Source organism: Laceyella sediminis, from assembly GCF_003003125.1.
Taxonomy (GTDB): Bacteria; Bacillota; Bacilli; order Thermoactinomycetales; family Thermoactinomycetaceae; genus Laceyella; species Laceyella tengchongensis.
Map to the genome: position 1 here is coordinate 370,133 of NZ_PVTZ01000001.1, position 17,018 is coordinate 387,150.

At 44.3% G+C, this 17,018-nt stretch carries 15 protein-coding genes and 2 pseudogenes; 7 read left to right on the forward strand and 10 right to left on the reverse strand.

Translation table 11 applies throughout. The features are described 5' to 3' along the window. Positions 1 to 23: 23 nt before the first annotated feature. The 3 genes from CLV36_RS01920 to CLV36_RS01930 form a co-directional block, all read right to left on the reverse strand. A complete protein-coding gene (locus tag CLV36_RS01920) occupies positions 24 to 902 on the reverse strand; it encodes a nucleotidyl transferase AbiEii/AbiGii toxin family protein (protein ID WP_106341676.1) in 879 nt (292 codons plus the stop codon). Positions 903 to 918: 16 nt separating this feature from the next. Then, positions 919 to 1,503: a hypothetical protein gene (locus CLV36_RS01925; protein ID WP_106341558.1), complete on the reverse strand. Its 585-nt coding sequence runs from the start codon at positions 1,501 to 1,503 to the stop codon at positions 919 to 921. Positions 1,504 to 2,061: 558 nt separating this feature from the next. Then, positions 2,062 to 2,487, reverse strand: coding sequence for an Rrf2 family transcriptional regulator (locus CLV36_RS01930; protein WP_181352771.1), 426 nt, complete (start codon positions 2,485 to 2,487; stop codon positions 2,062 to 2,064). Between the two features lie 216 nt (positions 2,488 to 2,703). Between CLV36_RS01930 and CLV36_RS01935 the strand changes: the two are divergent. After that, positions 2,704 to 3,649 (forward strand): annotated as a pseudogene (locus CLV36_RS01935) (alpha/beta hydrolase). Positions 3,650 to 3,777: 128 nt separating this feature from the next. Here the strand turns inward: CLV36_RS01935 and CLV36_RS17115 are convergent. After that, on the reverse strand, positions 3,778 to 3,921 hold the full coding sequence (locus tag CLV36_RS17115; protein ID WP_154988071.1) for a hypothetical protein: 144 nt from the start codon (positions 3,919 to 3,921) through the stop codon (positions 3,778 to 3,780). A gap of 55 nt (positions 3,922 to 3,976) precedes the next feature. Further along, positions 3,977 to 4,342 (reverse strand): hypothetical protein, encoded by a 366-nt coding sequence (locus CLV36_RS01940; protein WP_106341560.1) that lies wholly within the window; start codon positions 4,340 to 4,342, stop codon positions 3,977 to 3,979. A gap of 749 nt (positions 4,343 to 5,091) precedes the next feature. On the opposite strand from CLV36_RS01940, the gene CLV36_RS01950 reads away from it, so the two are divergent. Both CLV36_RS01950 and CLV36_RS01955 read left to right on the forward strand, forming a co-directional pair. Beyond that, on the forward strand, positions 5,092 to 6,267 hold the full coding sequence (locus CLV36_RS01950) for a C39 family peptidase (protein ID WP_106341562.1): 1,176 nt from the start codon (positions 5,092 to 5,094) through the stop codon (positions 6,265 to 6,267). Positions 6,268 to 6,610: 343 nt separating this feature from the next. Then, positions 6,611 to 8,164 (forward strand): recombinase family protein, encoded by a 1,554-nt coding sequence (locus CLV36_RS01955; protein ID WP_106341563.1) that lies wholly within the window; start codon positions 6,611 to 6,613, stop codon positions 8,162 to 8,164. A gap of 131 nt (positions 8,165 to 8,295) precedes the next feature. Here the strand turns inward: CLV36_RS01955 and CLV36_RS01960 are convergent, their stop codons facing one another. Next, positions 8,296 to 8,595 carry a hypothetical protein gene (locus CLV36_RS01960; protein WP_146130573.1) on the reverse strand — a complete coding sequence of 100 codons (300 nt, stop codon included), beginning with the start codon at positions 8,593 to 8,595 and terminating at the stop codon, positions 8,296 to 8,298. Between the two features lie 284 nt (positions 8,596 to 8,879). On the opposite strand from CLV36_RS01960, the gene CLV36_RS01965 reads away from it, so the two are divergent. Both CLV36_RS01965 and CLV36_RS01970 read left to right on the forward strand, forming a co-directional pair. Further along, entirely contained in the window at positions 8,880 to 9,857 is a 978-nt protein-coding gene (locus CLV36_RS01965) for a 3'-5' exoribonuclease YhaM family protein (RefSeq protein ID WP_106341565.1), read from the forward strand. A 27-nt stretch (positions 9,858 to 9,884) separates the two neighbouring features. Next, positions 9,885 to 10,235 (forward strand): annotated as a pseudogene (locus tag CLV36_RS01970) (manganese catalase family protein); the annotation flags it as partial. Between the two features lie 144 nt (positions 10,236 to 10,379). On the opposite strand, the gene CLV36_RS01975 reads toward CLV36_RS01970, so the two are convergent. Next, positions 10,380 to 10,709, reverse strand: coding sequence for a hypothetical protein (locus tag CLV36_RS01975; RefSeq protein ID WP_106341566.1), 330 nt, complete (start codon positions 10,707 to 10,709; stop codon positions 10,380 to 10,382). 189 nt (positions 10,710 to 10,898) lie between these two features. On the opposite strand from CLV36_RS01975, the gene CLV36_RS01980 reads away from it, so the two are divergent. Beyond that, a complete protein-coding gene (locus CLV36_RS01980) occupies positions 10,899 to 11,564 on the forward strand; it encodes an SOS response-associated peptidase (RefSeq protein WP_106341567.1) in 666 nt (221 codons plus the stop codon). Between the two features lie 75 nt (positions 11,565 to 11,639). On the opposite strand, the gene CLV36_RS01985 is transcribed toward CLV36_RS01980, so the two are convergent. Further along, positions 11,640 to 15,224: a bifunctional 2',3'-cyclic-nucleotide 2'-phosphodiesterase/3'-nucleotidase gene (locus CLV36_RS01985; RefSeq protein WP_106341568.1), complete on the reverse strand. Its 3,585-nt coding sequence runs from the start codon at positions 15,222 to 15,224 to the stop codon at positions 11,640 to 11,642. A 278-nt stretch (positions 15,225 to 15,502) separates the two neighbouring features. Continuing rightward, complete coding sequence (locus CLV36_RS17120; RefSeq protein ID WP_022736812.1) at positions 15,503 to 15,670, reverse strand: hypothetical protein; 168 nt, start codon at positions 15,668 to 15,670, stop codon at positions 15,503 to 15,505. Positions 15,671 to 16,095: 425 nt separating this feature from the next. On the opposite strand from CLV36_RS17120, the gene CLV36_RS01990 reads away from it, so the two are divergent. Continuing rightward, the gene (locus CLV36_RS01990; RefSeq protein ID WP_022736814.1) at positions 16,096 to 16,314 is read left to right on the forward strand and encodes a hypothetical protein; all 219 of its coding nucleotides are present in this window, start codon (positions 16,096 to 16,098) and stop codon (positions 16,312 to 16,314) included. A 37-nt stretch (positions 16,315 to 16,351) separates the two neighbouring features. Here CLV36_RS01990 and CLV36_RS01995 read toward each other — a convergent pair whose 3' ends face one another. Further along, entirely contained in the window at positions 16,352 to 16,774 is a 423-nt protein-coding gene (locus CLV36_RS01995) for a hypothetical protein (RefSeq protein ID WP_102993116.1), read from the reverse strand. Positions 16,775 to 17,018 lie beyond the last annotated feature (244 nt).

Sequence of the window (17,018 nt, forward strand, 5' to 3'; positions counted from 1 at the left end):
GCTCTCCTTTAAGCCGTCACACATTATTTACATGTCGGTTCGGGCAACTGCTCAAACGCCTTCTGGTTAATGCCGGCAAGGTCCATGATTTTCCGCAACTCAGCCACAAATGCCTTGAAATAATCTTCTTGGTTCTCACCCGCGGCATATTTGCTCAGGAAATAATCCTTGGATAGCGAAGGGTACAAGCCGCTTAAATCATCCACTAGGACTTTTTTTATGTCTGCTTTGGTGGTGGAGTCATCCATACTGCATTCGTTGACGAGCGTTTGCAATGTGACTTGCAACGCCTGGTCGTCATAGGATGGATGGGATAACAAATATTTCAAATCATAAAGATCTTTGAACCGCGGCCTTACAATGGTTTGATGCAACTTCCAAGCGACCTGGATAGAGAGCGGCACAGAATACGGAACAATAAAAGAGTCACCGAAGACGGGACGATACTCCAACGGAACGGGCTCTAAGTCCATCTCTAAATTAAACGAGATATCCAGGTACAACTCATAATACTCATCCGGCTCATCGGTGAACACATAAGTGAGATCGGTATTGATCGTCGGAAAGTCATCAGCCATGGCATAATCTATGTATCTCCAAAACGCATTCTCCCGAAAGCTGGTGAACTTGATTCCGTCATCCAAATCCATTTCCGTCACTTGAATCATCCAGTTGGTAAATGTTTCATTCGCATGGTTGGTATCTTTGATTTTTCCCATATACAAAAAGTCGATATCTTCTACATATCGAATGTCCGGATTCTCCAGGTATTGCCTCGTCAACAGGCTGCCTTTCAACACAAATGGCTCGTCCACCAGCGCAATTCTCCGCAACAGCGCCTCTAACACAACGAGTTCTCTTTCATCATAATCCATCTTTTTTATATCTTCCCGCTTGATCACGGCCATTCCCCCCATTTTATGAAAGCCATCCACTATCTAACTCTTCTCTACTGTCATAGATGCATAATTCGTATTGCTCTTTCAATAACGCAATCTCATTCGCTTGCAAAATAGCATGGATCTTCTGTACTCTATCATAAAATGTTTCTTTACTTTTATATTCTCTGATAGTGATAAACCTCACTTTGCCATTGGCATTTAAAGAGTTCCGGGAAATGTGTCCCCCCAGCCCCTCACATAAACGCTTCACCATCGCAACATCCTCCACCTCCACCTTGCCATGCCACTCAAAATAAGGCTTGGTGTGTTTGGTCAGCGGTTGGTGAAAATACGTTTCTTCATTGGGAGACGTCTCCACTTTCGTTCTCATGACTGTAAATCCATGTTCTTGAAACACGTTTGCGATGCGGTCAATTTCTTTTTTCGCTTCATGGAAATCAGCGCGTTTGATAACACCCGTGCACATCGGTTGATTGATGTAATTTCCTTTATCCAGGACAATCATGAGCGGTTTCACCTGTTCTGATTTGCATAACTCCACAAAGGCGTCCTTGTCAGCAAGTGTTAAATCATTCACGGTGATGTGAAATTCAAATTCCATTCTCCCACTCCTAAGCCTTTCTGTCATTCAGTGAGTGATATTGTGCATAACTCACTGAATGTTCGTTTATTATTTCATTTTAGCATTCTTTTTCATATATTGAAATGAATTCTGATATCATGCCGTCTTCTTCTGCAAATAAAAAGCTAATGACCTAGCCGATCTCTAACAAATAAAGCTAGAAATAGAGAAATAAAGAATAGGATAGGTATGCCGATTAAAGAGGCGACATTACTAGCTTGCATACTAAGGTTGAATATATTTATTAAAAATTTCAAAAAGTTAAACAGAACATATTAAGAGAAGAAAAATAAAACAAGTGCTAATAAATTTTTCAAGTGAAATATCCCTTTCAAAAAATCACCTTCTCCTCACCATAAAATAACCAGCCTTGTTTGAAAACTGCTTCTTCGCTGAACGGCGGCGCGGGCAATCATCATATTCGTTGTCGCTCTCGCTTCACTGCCCGCTTTCCACCTCCGTTCATCATTCATCTATCCTGTATGAGCATTTTCCACATGGGAAATATCCATAAACCACAACAAACAGCTTATCCCATCAGGGCCCAAACAGGTGCGCTTGTTGGGCGACATCCTCAATCGTATAGCTGTTTAACACAGATTGAAATTGCTCTTCCGCTTTTGCGAGAATCATGGAAATCATTTTTTCCGTACCGGTTTTTGGAACCGACCAATAGGGGGTAGTTTGTCCCTTGCCAGGAGCACGGTACACGTCTCCCACAGTGATATCTGAAGCTTTCTTGGACAAAGTGTATCCACCGTACCGCCCGCTGACTGTCGTCACTAATTGGGCCTTGGACAACGACGCCAAGATTTTCCTGATGTATGTAGTATCCACACCCAAGGCTTCCGCAATGACGTGGCTTTTCATAAGCGAATCTGATTTGGATAGCAGGACCAGCGCGCGAAGGGACACATGAAACCAGCTCGGGCCCAGATCACCAGATTGAATAAGTAACTGCAACTTATCCACCTCTATGTCAGTTGATGATCGTTTAGGGCGTGCCTAGCAGTTACGCCGAGTGGCAAAAGCAATACTTGCTTAAATTAGACAAGCCCTAATTACATTCACTATATCACATTAGGAAAAAGTCTTGACAACTTTCCCCCGATGATTGATAATTTAATTGTGACTGATTCGGTCACAATTAAAAAATTAGGGCCATGGAGGATGATTCATATGGATTTCGAAAGCAGAGTCTTGCCCGAACTAAGACCCGTTTTAGCGCTTCTCCCGCAAATGAAGTTGCCTGAGGACCTCCAAAAGATCGTAACGCCCCTATTCCCGAATATGAAAAGTCCCCTCATGTCATTACGACTACACGCATGATCGCCGGGCCGGCTGGCGAGATAATGGTGAAGGTTTACGAACCAGCAAACCGGCCAGACACCCCCTTGCCTGGGTTATTGTACATTCACGGTGGTGGTTATGTTCTCGGTCATCCGGATCGAGATGATATCAACTGCGAAATTACGGTTTTGGAAGTCAATTGTGTCGTTGTGTCCGTCGATTATCGTCTCGCTCCGGAACATCCTTATCCTGCGGCGATTGAGGATTGTTATGCCGCTTTGAATGGATGGCAGACTCTGCAACGGAATTGAACATAGATAAGAAACGCATTGCCGTTGGCGGAGGGAGCGCAGGAGGAGGATTGACTGCCGCTGTTACACTGATGGCCCGTGATAAAGGGGGCCCTGCGATTTGTTTCCAAATGCCGTTATATCCCTTGATTGACAACCGCAACACCTCTCCTTCCAGCCGGGAAATCACATCACCCAAAGCTGTCTGGAACCGTGACCACAACATCGCCGCCTGGAAAATGTATTTGGGCGAACATGCTTCTGGCGAAGTTTCTCCTTATGCCGCACCGATCCATGCCGATAATTTCGAAGGACTCCCACCAACTTATACCTGTGTAGGACAATTAGACCCCTTCCGTGATGATACCATCAAATATGTTTCCCGACTCGTTGAAGCAGGTGTCGATGTAGAATTCCATTTATATCCAGGTTGTTCCCACGGCTTTGAAGTATTTGCACCGGAAGCAGAGGTTAGCAAACGAGCCGGAATGGAATATATGAACGCGTTAAAAAGAGCATTGCATCCCGCTCCAGCTTCCGAATGATAGGAACAGCAAAACAGATGAATACGAACAGGCTACCTCTCATATGGGGTAGCCTGTCTTTGTGCAAGCAAAATCTTGGATCTATCGTTTTACCATTTGGGCTTCTCCACCGCCCAGTATATTTATCACTAGCCGGCTTCTTTTTTCAGGTTTGATTGCAAAATGGAAACCACCAAGCTTCTTACGTCACTCCAGCGTTGATCATTCTCTTCGTCTGAAATGTTGGGCGGAATTATCACGATCTTGGTCTTGCCAATCTGCTTCTCGATCATCGCGCATCACTCCCCCACAATCACATTAATGCTTGGCAAAAGCGCTTAGTTCAATTTATTTCTCTGCAACTTGTCCCATGCCATCAAGCAAATGGTCACATAGCGTATATGATGTCATACATTCATTGAAATGATCCATTAAAGGTTTCCTTAATTTCGAAATATCCTTCCATTTATTCTCGGTAGTCCCGCCACCAATAATGAGATCTTCCTCATGAAGTGAAGTCAAATAATTAATGTATTTCTTATAAGACACAGATAGTTCGGTAAGTAATTTTCTCTTTTCCTTGTAAATCTCCGTCTTTCTCTGCTCCACTCCAGCCATTTTTCCCCCAATCCATGCTCCAAACAAAGCCGATACCGCACCAACCACTCCAACCAAGACTGTAATGTATGCTTCTGTTATCGAGATCGTTTGCATCTCTTCACTCTCTTTCAATAATTGTCCATTCATATATACCTAATTTGATCCAAATCAAAAGGCCAACCAGTGGCTGGCTGGCGTTTCGCTTTTATTTGTCATAATTAGTGAGGCGTTTGTTCTTTAGCGACAGGAATAATAATATTAATCCTATTATAAATAGAATGATCATTAGCCAAACAAAGCTAAAGTAATAAAAGCTATGGGATCGAAGGTATTGTGCAATCATTTTTGAATGAGTCCAACCATATAGTCCAACTCCTAGTGATTCGAATAAGAAATATTGGCCATATAGATAAATGGAACAAGATAAGGTAGCAAAACCAGTAAGGGTATATTTGTAAATTGGTTTACTTTTTCTAAAGATCATAATCAGTCCTGTAATAAAAAAGACGAGGATAAAACACCACAGTAATAACCAAAACTCTCTGGGTGGACTTGTATGAAGCATAAAATACATTGTCCCGCCGTCATTCTCTTTTGAAGGCGTGAAAAACATGATCGCAGTTGCAAAGAAATGGATTCCGATTAGGTAAATACTCAATGCAAACCAACCGAAGCCTAAATGACGAGAACTCATAAAAAGTATCCCCTTCCACAAATTTTCTTTAGCGAATCATATGATAAATTAGATAGATAATTAATTATTGAAAAATAACATAAATTCATTTATTTTTAATATAGTAATAAAATAATAAAACTCGCTTAATTTTATTTTACCTTTTCTAAAAAGTAAAGGGGAGAACCTGATGAAGAAATGGTTTATTTGTGTTCAAATCATTCTACTCTTCAGTTTATTTTCTAATGTAGGTTTTGCTACGGAAAGTGATTCTGTCGTTAGTGCGAATGAGGCAGAAAACATTGCACAGGTTTATGCTTCTAATAAGTCGTTTGAATGGGAAAATGCAACATATAAAGTACTAACCAAGTTGTATGATTACGATGACTCTTTGCTGGGTTATTATGTGAGTGTTTATGAAGGGGATAAAGAGGTTGGCTATGTTGTTGTAAGTGCGCGAGAAGATCTTGCTCCCGTTTTAGAAGCGGGCAATCATGGATCCCAAACATACCGTTTGCTTCCTGAGATAAATAAAAGGAATAAAATTTATTATCTTGGAGCAATGCAATATAACTATGCTAAAAACAAAAATGAGTTGGAACAAAGAGTAAATGATAAAAAAGCTCGTTTACTTATACAACTTGAAAAGGAAGGAAAAAAAGGAACAGATCAATATAACAAGCTAAAGGACAAGAAAATTACACCTGTAAAAAAGGATATAAACAGCTTTAAAGCAGCTTGGAAACAATATAAGAGTAAAGTCTCTTCTTCTCGTTCTACTTTTTCAGCCGAAGCTACTTATAAAGAACTCGATGTCCCTTTAATTGGACAGAAGCTTTCTTCTAATCCTAATAATGCTTGTGGTCCGACAACAGGTGCAATGATTGCAAACTATTATAAAAATAGAGGATATAACATTTACGGAACGGCCAACTACGGTAATTCTCATCAAAAGTTTATTGATCATTTGAAAGTAGATATGGGTACGGATGCTTTAGGGACTTCTACAACTGAATATAATAACGGCATGATTGATCATTTTGGGCATACAAATCAATGGCCTTACTATGACGGATTTCCAGCAGAAGGGAATTTTACTTGGTATAAAGAACGAATTGATCATAATGAACCCGTAGCATTCTATATTGATTTGGTAGATGATGGTGGGTATAGCTGGACCTATCATTGGGTAGCGGGAAAAGGATATGATGTGTCTAGTTACTCTGAATTTGTGTTTAATAATCCTGGGAATGTTATCGATACAAATGGCGATGGGACGACTGATGCTCCTGATGAAGTTTGGCTCTTATGGACCAACAATGATCAAGATATGTATATGGTATGGCATGGATTTAGTTATTATTGATTTAAGGAAAGAGCTCAGGTATATTCTTGGGCTCTTTTTATATTCAGCATACTTTTTGCCCAAAATAAAGCCTACCTGGTGAGGTAGGTTTTGATGATCTCTTTCAACACGTTTTCCCTTTGTTTCCGCCTATTCCCCAAGCTGATCACTTGGTGATATTTCCTTTTCCCAACAACTTGATTTTCCCCTTGTCGTTCCACTCGGGACAGGTTGAATAATGTAACTTCCCTTGAACAGCTTTGGGTACGTCTTAGCGATAAAGTGTCCAATCGCAGAATAGAATTGGCATAGAAAGATCTGGATAGATGGGAAATTCACCAGAGAAAGGCAAGGAGTGAAGCGGATGGAGCGGGTGTGCATCTATCTGAGGAAGTCCCGTGCCGACCAAGAAGCAGAGGAGCGCGGAGAAGGGGAAACACTGGCCAAACACCGGAAAGTGCTATTCGATGTGGCTCGAGAAAGAAATCTCCATGTGGTCAAAGTCAGGGAGGAAATCGCTTCAGGAGAAAGCATACAACACCGCCCCGAGATGGTGGCTCTTTTGCAAGAAGTAGAATCCGGTCACTACGATGCCGTCTTGGTCATGGACATTGACCGCTTGGGGCGGGGCAATATGCAAGATCAAGGTATCATATTGGAAACTTTTAAACAGGCAAAAACGGCCATTATCACCCCAAGAAAAACATACAACTTAGATGATGAATTTGATGAAGAGTATTCGGAGTTTGAGGCGTTCATGGCCCGAAAAGAGTTCAAAATCATCAAGCGGCGCCTGCACCAAGGGCGCATACGTTCCGTCAAGGATGGCAATTACATCGGGTCTCGCGCGCCCTATGGTTACAATAAAACAAAAGTAGGCAAAGACCATACATTAACGATTAATGAGGAACAGGCGACTATTGTGAGGATGATCTTTGACTGGTATATCCACGACGGGTTGGGCTCACTCAAGATCGCCAAAAAATTGAACGACATGGGTGTGCCCTCGGCAAATGGAAAGGATTGGACGAATAATGTCATCCTGCAAATCTTGCGAAATCCAGTCTATATCGGCAAAATCCGCTGGAGGCACATTGAACGAAAAAAATCCAAAGAACCAGGCAAAAACGTGACCGCAACACGGAGAAATGAAGAGGAAGCCATCATTGTTGACGGCAAACACCCCCCGCTCATCCCTGAAGACGTTTTTTTTAGAGCCGAGGCCATCCGCAAAAACAAAATTCATCCCCATTGGAAACTCGGCACAGCCTTGAAAAACCCTTTGGCCGGACTTATCATCTGCGGTAAGTGCGAGTCGGCCATGGTGATGAAATACGGGAGAACCAAAAATCGGCACCAATATCTAACCTGCGATCGCAATGGAGCTGGTTGTACGAATAAAAGCAGTCGCCTGGACTTGGTAGAAGAACATATATTGAATCAGCTTCGCCAATGGCTAACCCATTGCAAAATGACTATCAAACCTTCGGAGATCGCGGACGCGGAAAAGGGAAAAAAAGTGGAAACTTACTTGTTGCTCAAAAAAAACCTGCGCCAAGAAATCGCTCACTTGCAAACACAGCAAGAAAAACTCCATGACTTATTGGAAAGAGGCATTTATGACGAAACCACGTTTCTGAAACGGTCACAAAGCATTACCAACCGCCTGCAAGCAGCAGAGGCCGCGCTAAAACGGGTCGAAGCGAACATAAGGCAGGAGCAAAGTGCATCGGCATGCCTCCAATCTAAGGTCAGCGAAATCGAACACGTACTGGATGTCTACCCCGCCGCGGAAACTTACCAACAAAATCAATTGCTCAAGCTGATTCTAGACAAATGCGTTTATCTCAAAGAGAAACATCAGAAGAATGATGAATTCGAGCTACAGTTGTATCCGCGCCTAAATTCACTGCAATGATATCCATCCTATCATCCCCAACCTGTACAATAACATCCTTACCTTAGCAACCTTCTCATTGTTGATCCAATGATAAAAAAGGGATTCTTTTAATTATAAGAATCCCTTCATTTAACTCTTTATCGATTGTATCAGTCCCTACGGATCAACCTTAAATGTTTTTTAGCCGTTTGATTATCAGGCTCCATCTCTAAAATAGATTTAGCTATTTTCTCAGCCTCTTCATCACTCAGCAACTTATCGGGTATAGCATGATAAAACAATAGATGTTCTTTAAAAGAGGCATCTTCTGGAGAAAGTTCTACAGCTCTTTTTGCATGATAAAATCCAACATTGTAAGCTCCATCAATAGAGCAAAGAGGTAAACTCATGAGATGCGAAGCGATGCAATGGAAGGTTGCTTCCTCATGCTTAACGATTAAACTACTCACAAATGCATAATATTCTATACTCTCCGTGTTATATGCTAGCTCAAGCGTCCAATCGAGAAGTTCTTCTCGATCTACATCTTTTATTCATTCATATGCTTCACTATATTTTCCACAGCCAATCAAATGACGCAATTCATCCTTCATTTATGTTTCTTCCTTTTTCGTTTCATACCATATTTCAATATACAATATGCCCCTGTCTTTTCACCTAGAAAGAGGAACATCTGTTTGTTTAGCCGAATTAACATAAGAATTCTACATCAACCATAGAAAGGTGATACTCATTGACATTTACACACGGTGATTCCGTCAATCAACCCTTCTTTGTGAAAGCAGTGCAAGTGCGTACTTATAAAAATTCTGAGCAACGAAAGTATGTAGAGCTAGTCATGTTTGCGCAATCTGGAGAAAGCTTTCCCGGGCGTATTTGGGATTGGCAGGAAAAAATAAAAACGTATGAGCGCGAGATTCAGCAAGGCGATGTTATTCACATCACAGGGGAAGCCAGCGAATATCAAAAACAAATACAAATCCGCGTTGATCACCTTGAATGGCGGGACGAAGACAAAGCCACCTGGGTTGACCAATTATTACCGCGTCCCAAACAATCGGCCGACCGCCTCAAGCAACGTTTGCATGGCATGGTTAGCACCATGGAGCACCCCATTTTGCGAGCGCTCGCTGAAGCCGTTCTTTCTGATCGTGAGATCTCTGAGCGCTTATATTCCTACCCTGCCGCGAAAACGAATCATCATGCTACGCTTCACGGGCTACTACATCACATTGTCTCCATGATGGAATGCGCCAATAAAGTGCAGCAGCAATATCCTTTCTTAAATCGGGACCTCCTCCTAGCCGGTGTCTTGTATCATGATCTAGGAAAAATCGGCGAATTGACCCATCTCCGCGATGGTGGGGATTATACGCTGGAGGGAAAACTGCACGGCCATATCCATTTTTCCGCCACACTGCTGCAACGCTTCGGGCAACAGCAAGGTGTGGTAAAAACGGAAGCGTTCAAGTTGCTCCAGCACATGGTTTTGTCCCACCATGGAAAGTTGGAATGGGGATCACCGGTGACGCCAAAAATTCCAGAAGCGGTGGTTCTGCATATGATTGACAAGCTGGATGCGATGATGTTCTGCATGTTTAGTGAAATGCAATCGCTCCAGCCTGGAGAATGGGTGAAACGGACGAAATCCCTTGAGAATGACATGTTAAAACATTCACTACTCAATGAAACAGAAGATTATTTCAGTTAAATAATCATTTTCCGTCTCCATGATGCGATAGCATATAAATTAACCAAAGACGCCACCCCGGAGCAACTTAAGGAAGCCGGACTGGGCGAACATTTTGTCGATCACGACTCCGCTCTCTTCTATCACAATGCGGCGGGAGTACCATTCACTGCCACCTATATCCAAGCCAAGGGTGATCCCATCGCCGATTTGTATGAAGACATTGCCGCTGAGGAGAAAGCACGCGCCACCTACCAATGGCTGATCGACATTTCTGATGACCCAGACATCAATGATGCGCTGAAATTCCTGCGCGAACGGGAAGTGGTACACTCGCAACGCTTCCGAGAAGCAGTGGAGCTGCTCAAGGAGTATCGGGATCAGAAGAAGTTTTTTTAGGCTAATCTGTATGGGTTGCGGTGAAACGGGAAAAGCCTGGAACTGCCTGTGGTCACAGGGCGGTGAGCGCAGATTGTCTCCAGGCTTTTTTTCATTTTTGCTAACGGATAAGCATGGCTTTTTCTGTCCAAAACGGCCTTCCAGTTACGCAATGAGATTTGGACCAAACACGACCAGCGTCCACACCATGGTGATGATGAAATAGAGGACAAGCCCTGCCAAAACAGGGGTGAATCGAATCTTGATAGCGGCGTTCTCCGTTTTTAACCCCGTCGTCGCTTGAATCTCCGCATCCATCCACTTGCTCAGAACGCCCCCCTTGGTGTTGAAATAAATAAAAAGGATGAGAAACATTAATCCCACAAAACAAGCAACCTCCACCAGTGCGACATCAAGCAACTTGGCACATAAGTAACTGCATAACCATTCTGTCGCTATGGTGGCGAGCAGGGAAATAACATATTTTACGTTCATATACGCCCCCTTCTCGTCTGATTATTGAAAAAATTCTTTATTCATCAAATGTATTATACAATAGATGCAACACGAATCACAGCTAGGGGCGCTTTGTACCTGTTTTGACTGGAAAGGTGTGGCCCTTGGGTTCATTTTCTGCTGTCTGAGCTGCTAGTGTCCGGGCTACAATGGAAAGGAGGTGATCCTATGTGCGGCCGTTTTTCCTTGTCCGCTGAACTTGACCAATTGGAAAGGCAATTTGAGATGATGTTGATCGATGAGGTAAGTCCCCGCTACAATATCGCTCCCACCCAACCCATTCTGTCGGTGGTGCTGGAAGAGGGAGCCCGGGTGGGGCGACACATGCGCTGGGGGCTCGTTCCTGGTTGGGCCAAAGATGTGAAGATCGGCTACAAAATGATCAACGCCAGAGCCGAAACCCTTGACGAGAAGCCGACATTCAAAGGTCTGCTGAAAAGACGCCGTTGCTTGATCTTGGCTGATGGCTTTTATGAATGGAAAAAAACCGGGAATGAAAAGCAACCGTACCGCTTTCAGATGGCTGACGGCAAGCCGTTTGCTTTTTCCGGGCTTTGGAATCATTGGAACCATGAAGACAAAACCCTCGTTTCTTGTACCATTATCACCACCGCCCCCAATGCCATCGCCAAAGAAGTGCACGACCGCATGCCGGCCATCCTTCGATCCGAAGATTATGAAACTTGGTTGCACCCTGATATGGAGGACTTGGCACTTCTGAAATCCTTGTTGCAACCCTACCCTGCGGATGAAATGGAGGCTTACCCCGTATCCACACGCGTCAATTCGCCAAAAAACGATGACCCCTCCATCTTGTTACCGCTCGCCCATTGAGGCTTCTTTTGACATAAAAAAGACAAGGCGTTAACGTCGCCTTGTCTTTTTCCATACATATACCCTGGTGTCGCCTTATTGGGCCAGCGAGGCGCTCCCAACTTTCTGGATGCGCCCTTCCGGCTTATACGTAAACGGTTTGGGAAGCGTTTTGACGAATGCTACTGTTGCCTCCAGGTCTTCCGGACCCACTTCCATATCGGTGGCGCGAGCCGCAATTCCATATTTTTCATTGCCGTACATGTAGTTATTGACCACCACCGTGTACTCTTTGGTTTTGTCAATCCGGCTACCATCCGGCAAGATGATGCCCACTACCCGTTTGGTATTGGCATCCCAAGTGTATCTGAAACCTGCGATATGAAAATCCAGGCCGCTGTCACCAATCTGATTGTTTAAAATCTCTTCCAGATCTGCTCCGCTCAATTTGACTTTATTCAACACATTGCCAAACGGTTGGACCGCAAACAGTTCGCCGAAAGTGACATCCCCGGCGTCCAACGGAGACCGAACACCGCCGCCATTCATCAGGGCAAAATCAGCGTCCATTGCCGCTTTCATGCCGTCTGCGATCAAATTGCCCAACCCGAGATCACCAATCGCCGCCGTGCTCGGATAGCCTTTGGGCAGATCCGTTGCGGAGACACCAACCACTTCTGCTTTAATCGGAGCGATCAGATCTTCATACTTTTTAATGATGGAGGCCACAGTGGCGTCCGGTGTGTAATCTTTTTGGTATACGGTGACGATTTCGGCTTTCTTGCTGACGATTTCTCCCGTCGCGGCGTCAATTTCCAAATCCACATCTGAAAATGCGGAACCGTAAGAATACGCTTGCACGATGAGCTTGTTATCCACCATTTGGTTAACGCGCACATGGTTGTGGGCAGCAAAAATAACATCAACTTCATCATCCACTTGCTCAGCGATCTCTGATGCGTCAAAAGCGTCAGCTTTGCCACCTTGCACCGCGGGGTTGTGTGCAAGCACGACAATCGCTTTAATCCCCTGTTTTTTCAATTCGCCTACATATTTGTTGATGGCTTCTACCTCACTGCGGATCTCCAGGGTCTCATTCCCTTTTTTGACGATTATGTGTGGCGTCTCTTGGGTCACCACGCCGATGAAACCGATTTTTTGGCCACCCACTTCTTTGATCGTGTATGGTTCAGTGATCAACTCCCCTGTCGATGTATCATACGCATTGGCGGCAACAATCGGGAAGTTCATGCCATCGTAGCCTTTCGTCCCTTTGGGATGCTCACCACCTTTAATCATCCGGCGCAACTCAGCAATTCCTTCATCAAACTCGTGATTTCCCAGTGTGCCCACGTCAAAACCCATCGCTTCCATCACTTCTACCGTCGGCTCATCTTGATACAATGCCGAGATGAGTGGGCTACCACCGATCATGTCACCAGCGTGAACCAACAGGGTGTTCTTGTTTTCAGCTTCACGCTGTTTCATGGCTGCCGCCGTGTATTCCATGCTACCAGCTAGAACCTCTTGCCCGTCCAGCTTCACTTTGGTGTCAGTGTCCAGTTGGCCGTGCAAATCATTTAAGCCTAGCAACTGTACTTTCACCTTGTCTTCCGGTTGCTGCGCTTGTCCCAAATCGATGGAGAAAATGGCAAACCCTTTGTCATCGGTTCGGTTCGTCGGCTTGATGTTGCTTCCCTCTTCGAGATAAGCTTCCGCGCGCGGTGATGTGGTGAAAGTAACATGCGCTTCACCGGCGATCGGGGCAATTGACCAGTTGCCATCGGCCGCGGGATTGATCTCTTTTTGCTCAGCGATATAGTCCATGAGAACTTGGCGGTTTTCTTCCGTGGAGTCCAACACCCATTCGCTTTCCTTGACGCCAGGGAAGTTGCCGCCTCCATTGGCGCGGTAATTGTTGGTGACCACGATAAATTCCTGTTCAGGATTGACTGGTTGACCGTTATAAGTCAAATTGACAATGCGGTTCGCTTTGGCGTTGATCAGGTTGCCATTCGTGTCATACTTCGCAGGTTGCGTGACATCAATCTGATAACGCACGCCGTCGATCACGTCAAAGTTGTACACTGCAAACGACGGATTTAACAGCGGCTGCTCTTCGGCATTGCCGGGAATGATCTGATTAAATTTGCCTGCTGACATTTCCAGCCACTCTTTCACCGTGGAACCGGTGACTTTGATCGCTTTCAATGTGTTGTCGTACAAATACAAATCCCCGGCGCTACGAATCGTGAGATCACCTTTTTTAATCTCGGTGTATTCATCTGGTCCGTTGCGCCCGGCTTTAAATGGCGCGCCGACAGACAAAATGGGCAAATCTTTATATTCGGGTTTCGACGTGGCGATCATTTTCTCCACATACCACTTCTGCGCGTTGGTCACCACTTGGATCGAAGGGTCGTCCTGAACCAGCGAAAAGTAACTGTGAATGTCGCCGGTGGTTTTGCCGATGGGGGTATTCACGTAAGCGACGGTTGCTTCGTGATCCTTTTTGATGGCTTTGACCACAGCTCGATCAGGCTGAACCGTGCTGACGGTTTTGGTTTTTCCGGTGGTTGGGTCCTTGAAATCTTTCCATGTCTCGCGTGTCGATGACTGGGAAGTGACCACCCGCCATTTGCCTTTTTCCTTCGTCAAGACGAGGTCAATGATGCCCAGAGAGCCTCCGCCGTAGCCAGCTTGCACCGCCGGAACCCCGTTAATGGTGCCTCGTTGGTTGTTGACGCCAGGTAACGGCTTCTTGTCGGGGCCGAGGAACAATTCATCAAGAGCGGCCTCACTTTTCGCTGGAAATACCTTGTGCGTGTGAGAGAACGTGATGGCGTCGATGCCTGGCACTTCGCTCAAAGAGTAAATCACATCTTCCGTGTTGTTCTTGTTGCCGCTGAAGCCGGAATGGGCCATGGCCACGACCAAATCGGCCCCTTTTTTCCTCATTTCGGGCACGAATTTTCTGGCCGTTTGCACCACATCTTTGGCGATGACTTTCCCTTCCAGGTTCGTTTTGTCCCATTCATTGATTTGTGGCGGAACAAAGCCGATGAAGCCGATTTTCAGCATGTGGGTTTTGCCCCGCACATCGACCACTTTCTTTTTCATGATTTGATACGGTTTAAACCGGTTCTTGTCATTCTTGGGATTCTTGTCGTGATCATCCACATAAACATTGGCGTTCACATAAGGAAATTTGGCGTCGTTATAAGCTTCCTCAAGGAAATCCAGTCCGTAGTTGAACTCATGGTTGCCCAATGTCGCGATATCATAACCCATGAGGTTCATGGCCTTGAAGACGGGATGCACTTCTCCTTTTTTCAAAGGCTTGATTTTCGCTTTGTACGTTCCGAGCGGCGTTCCTTGGATCAAATCCCCATTGTCGACGAGTACGGTATTTTTCACTTCTTTGCGCGCTTCTTTCACCAGCGTCGCCGTTTTGGCCAAACCCACTTTCTCATAATCTGCGTTTTTGTAATAGTCGTAGTTCAAGAGATTGGTATGCACATCAGTTGTTTCCATGATGCGCAACTTCAGCAGATGGTGTTGGTCAAATTTGGGCGATTTGGCAGCCTCAGCTTTATTTGAAAACAAAGGTGCCGCAATGAGGCTCAAGGCGATTGAAGCAGATAAAACCTTTCTGGCATGGCTGGACATTCGCATTTTCATCCATCATTCACCCTTTTAACAATTTGCAGACTTTGACATGCTATATTAAAAACTCGCAATAAATAGTATAGCAAATAAACGACACCAATTAATATGAATATAAATTAATACATAAACAAAAAATATTTTCTTAAAATTCCCTTTTTACTACAAATGGTGCTTTGCCCATTTGCGCTTGACCGCGCTCGGTCGTTCTCAAACCTAAAAAACCGCTGGTTCCGCACATGACAAAAGGTTGGCTTCCACTCGGAAAGCCAACCTTTTGCGTTGTCTATCTATTACATTAATCCCAATTTTGTTTTCAGTTCCCGCCGTTTTTGTTTCAACTGTTTCAACTCTTCATATAAGTCGTATTGCGCCAAAAATTCATGGCGCTCTTTCGCCAGAAGGTACTCCTGCTTCACGGAAAAGAGACGCTCCTCCAGTGCTTTCAATTGTTCAACCATCGCAAGCACCTCGATTCATTCTTTTTAATGATAGTTTTTCAGAACTAAAGCTTACTTACCCCAATTGCAAACAAGCTAAACCACATTTTTTGACACATTCTCAAACAATTTCGCCTAAATGAGAGAAAAAACTGAATACAGGGCGAAAGCACGACAAAAAACTGGAAAAAACCCACTATATTCACATTGACCCACGTCGAATCTCTGTTAAAATAGTACTCTGGCAAACTAGCGTTTATATGAAAGGAGTTATTGGCTCGTGTCCGTAAACCCACAATATATGCCTTCTTTTCTGGAAGAATTTCGCACAATGAAACTGGAAATGATGATTCGCGATCTTCACAAATTGAGCCATGAGGAGCTTATCCGAATCAAAAAGGAAATTGATGAACTCCTTCATTCTGAAAAAGAGTAGGATGAATCGTATGACTCAACCGACAGAAAAATTGTTAATTCAAACCTACAAACATATTAATGAATCGCGTAATCTATTGGAGCAGCTGATTAATCAGTTGGGACAACAGCAACAATTCGTCCATCACCTCCCTGAAGATATTCAACATCTTATTCAGATCGCCCTCGAATTATCACCCGAGCAGCGCAAAACCCTGAGACTCTTCATCGAATCCCTCAAACACGACTAAACACCCCTACCTTCAACAATGAAAGTAGGGGTGCTTGTCATGTACCAAACCGCCTCTGAAATATGTCCCGCGACAGGACAGAAGACCGGAACATCTTATACATTTTTGCCGCATCGACAGCCACAAACAAGCCCGTGCCCGGCGTGATCGTCTCTCCTTTGATGCGGATATAATCATGGCGCGCTAACAGTCGTAACGTGGCCGGCCACGCGTCCTGGCCATCAGGCCCAAGCGCGTCGCCAAACAAGTTGATCAGCTGGCTGACATGGATGGAATAAGTTCTCTTTTGTTGGCGCAAATCCGGGTCCAGTTGTGGATAAATCAATAAACCCCATAAAATAACAAGGGCCGCCCTTTTTGTTGGTTCCCACAACCGATGGGGATACATTTCTTCCTGTTCAGACTGGACAGGCCGCGAACGCAAATATGCGCTCATCTCATTCACTGACAACGGTTTCATGGAAATCTCCCCTTTCCGCAGTGAACAAAACCAAAAAAAACCAATTTATAGCGCCTAATATGGGTTATGGTCAAAAGTCCGCCATTATATACCTGTCCATTCAAACATCTTCTATGTATATAATTTCATGTTCATTTACTTAAATTTTCTTACCAAATAATATGCGACGCCTCCAGTTTTACTGTAAAATACCAGAGTATAAAAAGTTTTTACAATGGGTGCTAGAAAAGATTATGTCTTTTCT

Coding starts and splice junctions, on each gene's coding strand:
- CLV36_RS17115 (WP_154988071.1), bottom strand. CDS start 3,921: ATGATCGAGAAGCAGATTGGCAAGACCAAGATCGTGATAATTCCGCCC.
- CLV36_RS17120 (WP_022736812.1), bottom strand. CDS start 15,670: ATGGTTGAACAATTGAAAGCACTGGAGGAGCGTCTCTTTTCCGTGAAG.
- CLV36_RS01940 (WP_106341560.1), bottom strand. CDS start 4,342: ATGCAAACGATCTCGATAACAGAAGCATACATTACAGTCTTGGTTGGA.
- CLV36_RS01950 (WP_106341562.1), top strand. CDS start 5,092: ATGAAGAAATGGTTTATTTGTGTTCAAATCATTCTACTCTTCAGTTTA.
- CLV36_RS01925 (WP_106341558.1), bottom strand. CDS start 1,503: ATGGAATTTGAATTTCACATCACCGTGAATGATTTAACACTTGCTGAC.
- CLV36_RS01990 (WP_022736814.1), top strand. CDS start 16,096: ATGACTCAACCGACAGAAAAATTGTTAATTCAAACCTACAAACATATT.
- CLV36_RS01955 (WP_106341563.1), top strand. CDS start 6,611: ATGGAGCGGGTGTGCATCTATCTGAGGAAGTCCCGTGCCGACCAAGAA.
- CLV36_RS01995 (WP_102993116.1), bottom strand. CDS start 16,774: ATGAAACCGTTGTCAGTGAATGAGATGAGCGCATATTTGCGTTCGCGG.
- CLV36_RS01985 (WP_106341568.1), bottom strand. CDS start 15,224: ATGAAAATGCGAATGTCCAGCCATGCCAGAAAGGTTTTATCTGCTTCA.
- CLV36_RS01980 (WP_106341567.1), top strand. CDS start 10,899: ATGTGCGGCCGTTTTTCCTTGTCCGCTGAACTTGACCAATTGGAAAGG.
- CLV36_RS01975 (WP_106341566.1), bottom strand. CDS start 10,709: ATGAACGTAAAATATGTTATTTCCCTGCTCGCCACCATAGCGACAGAA.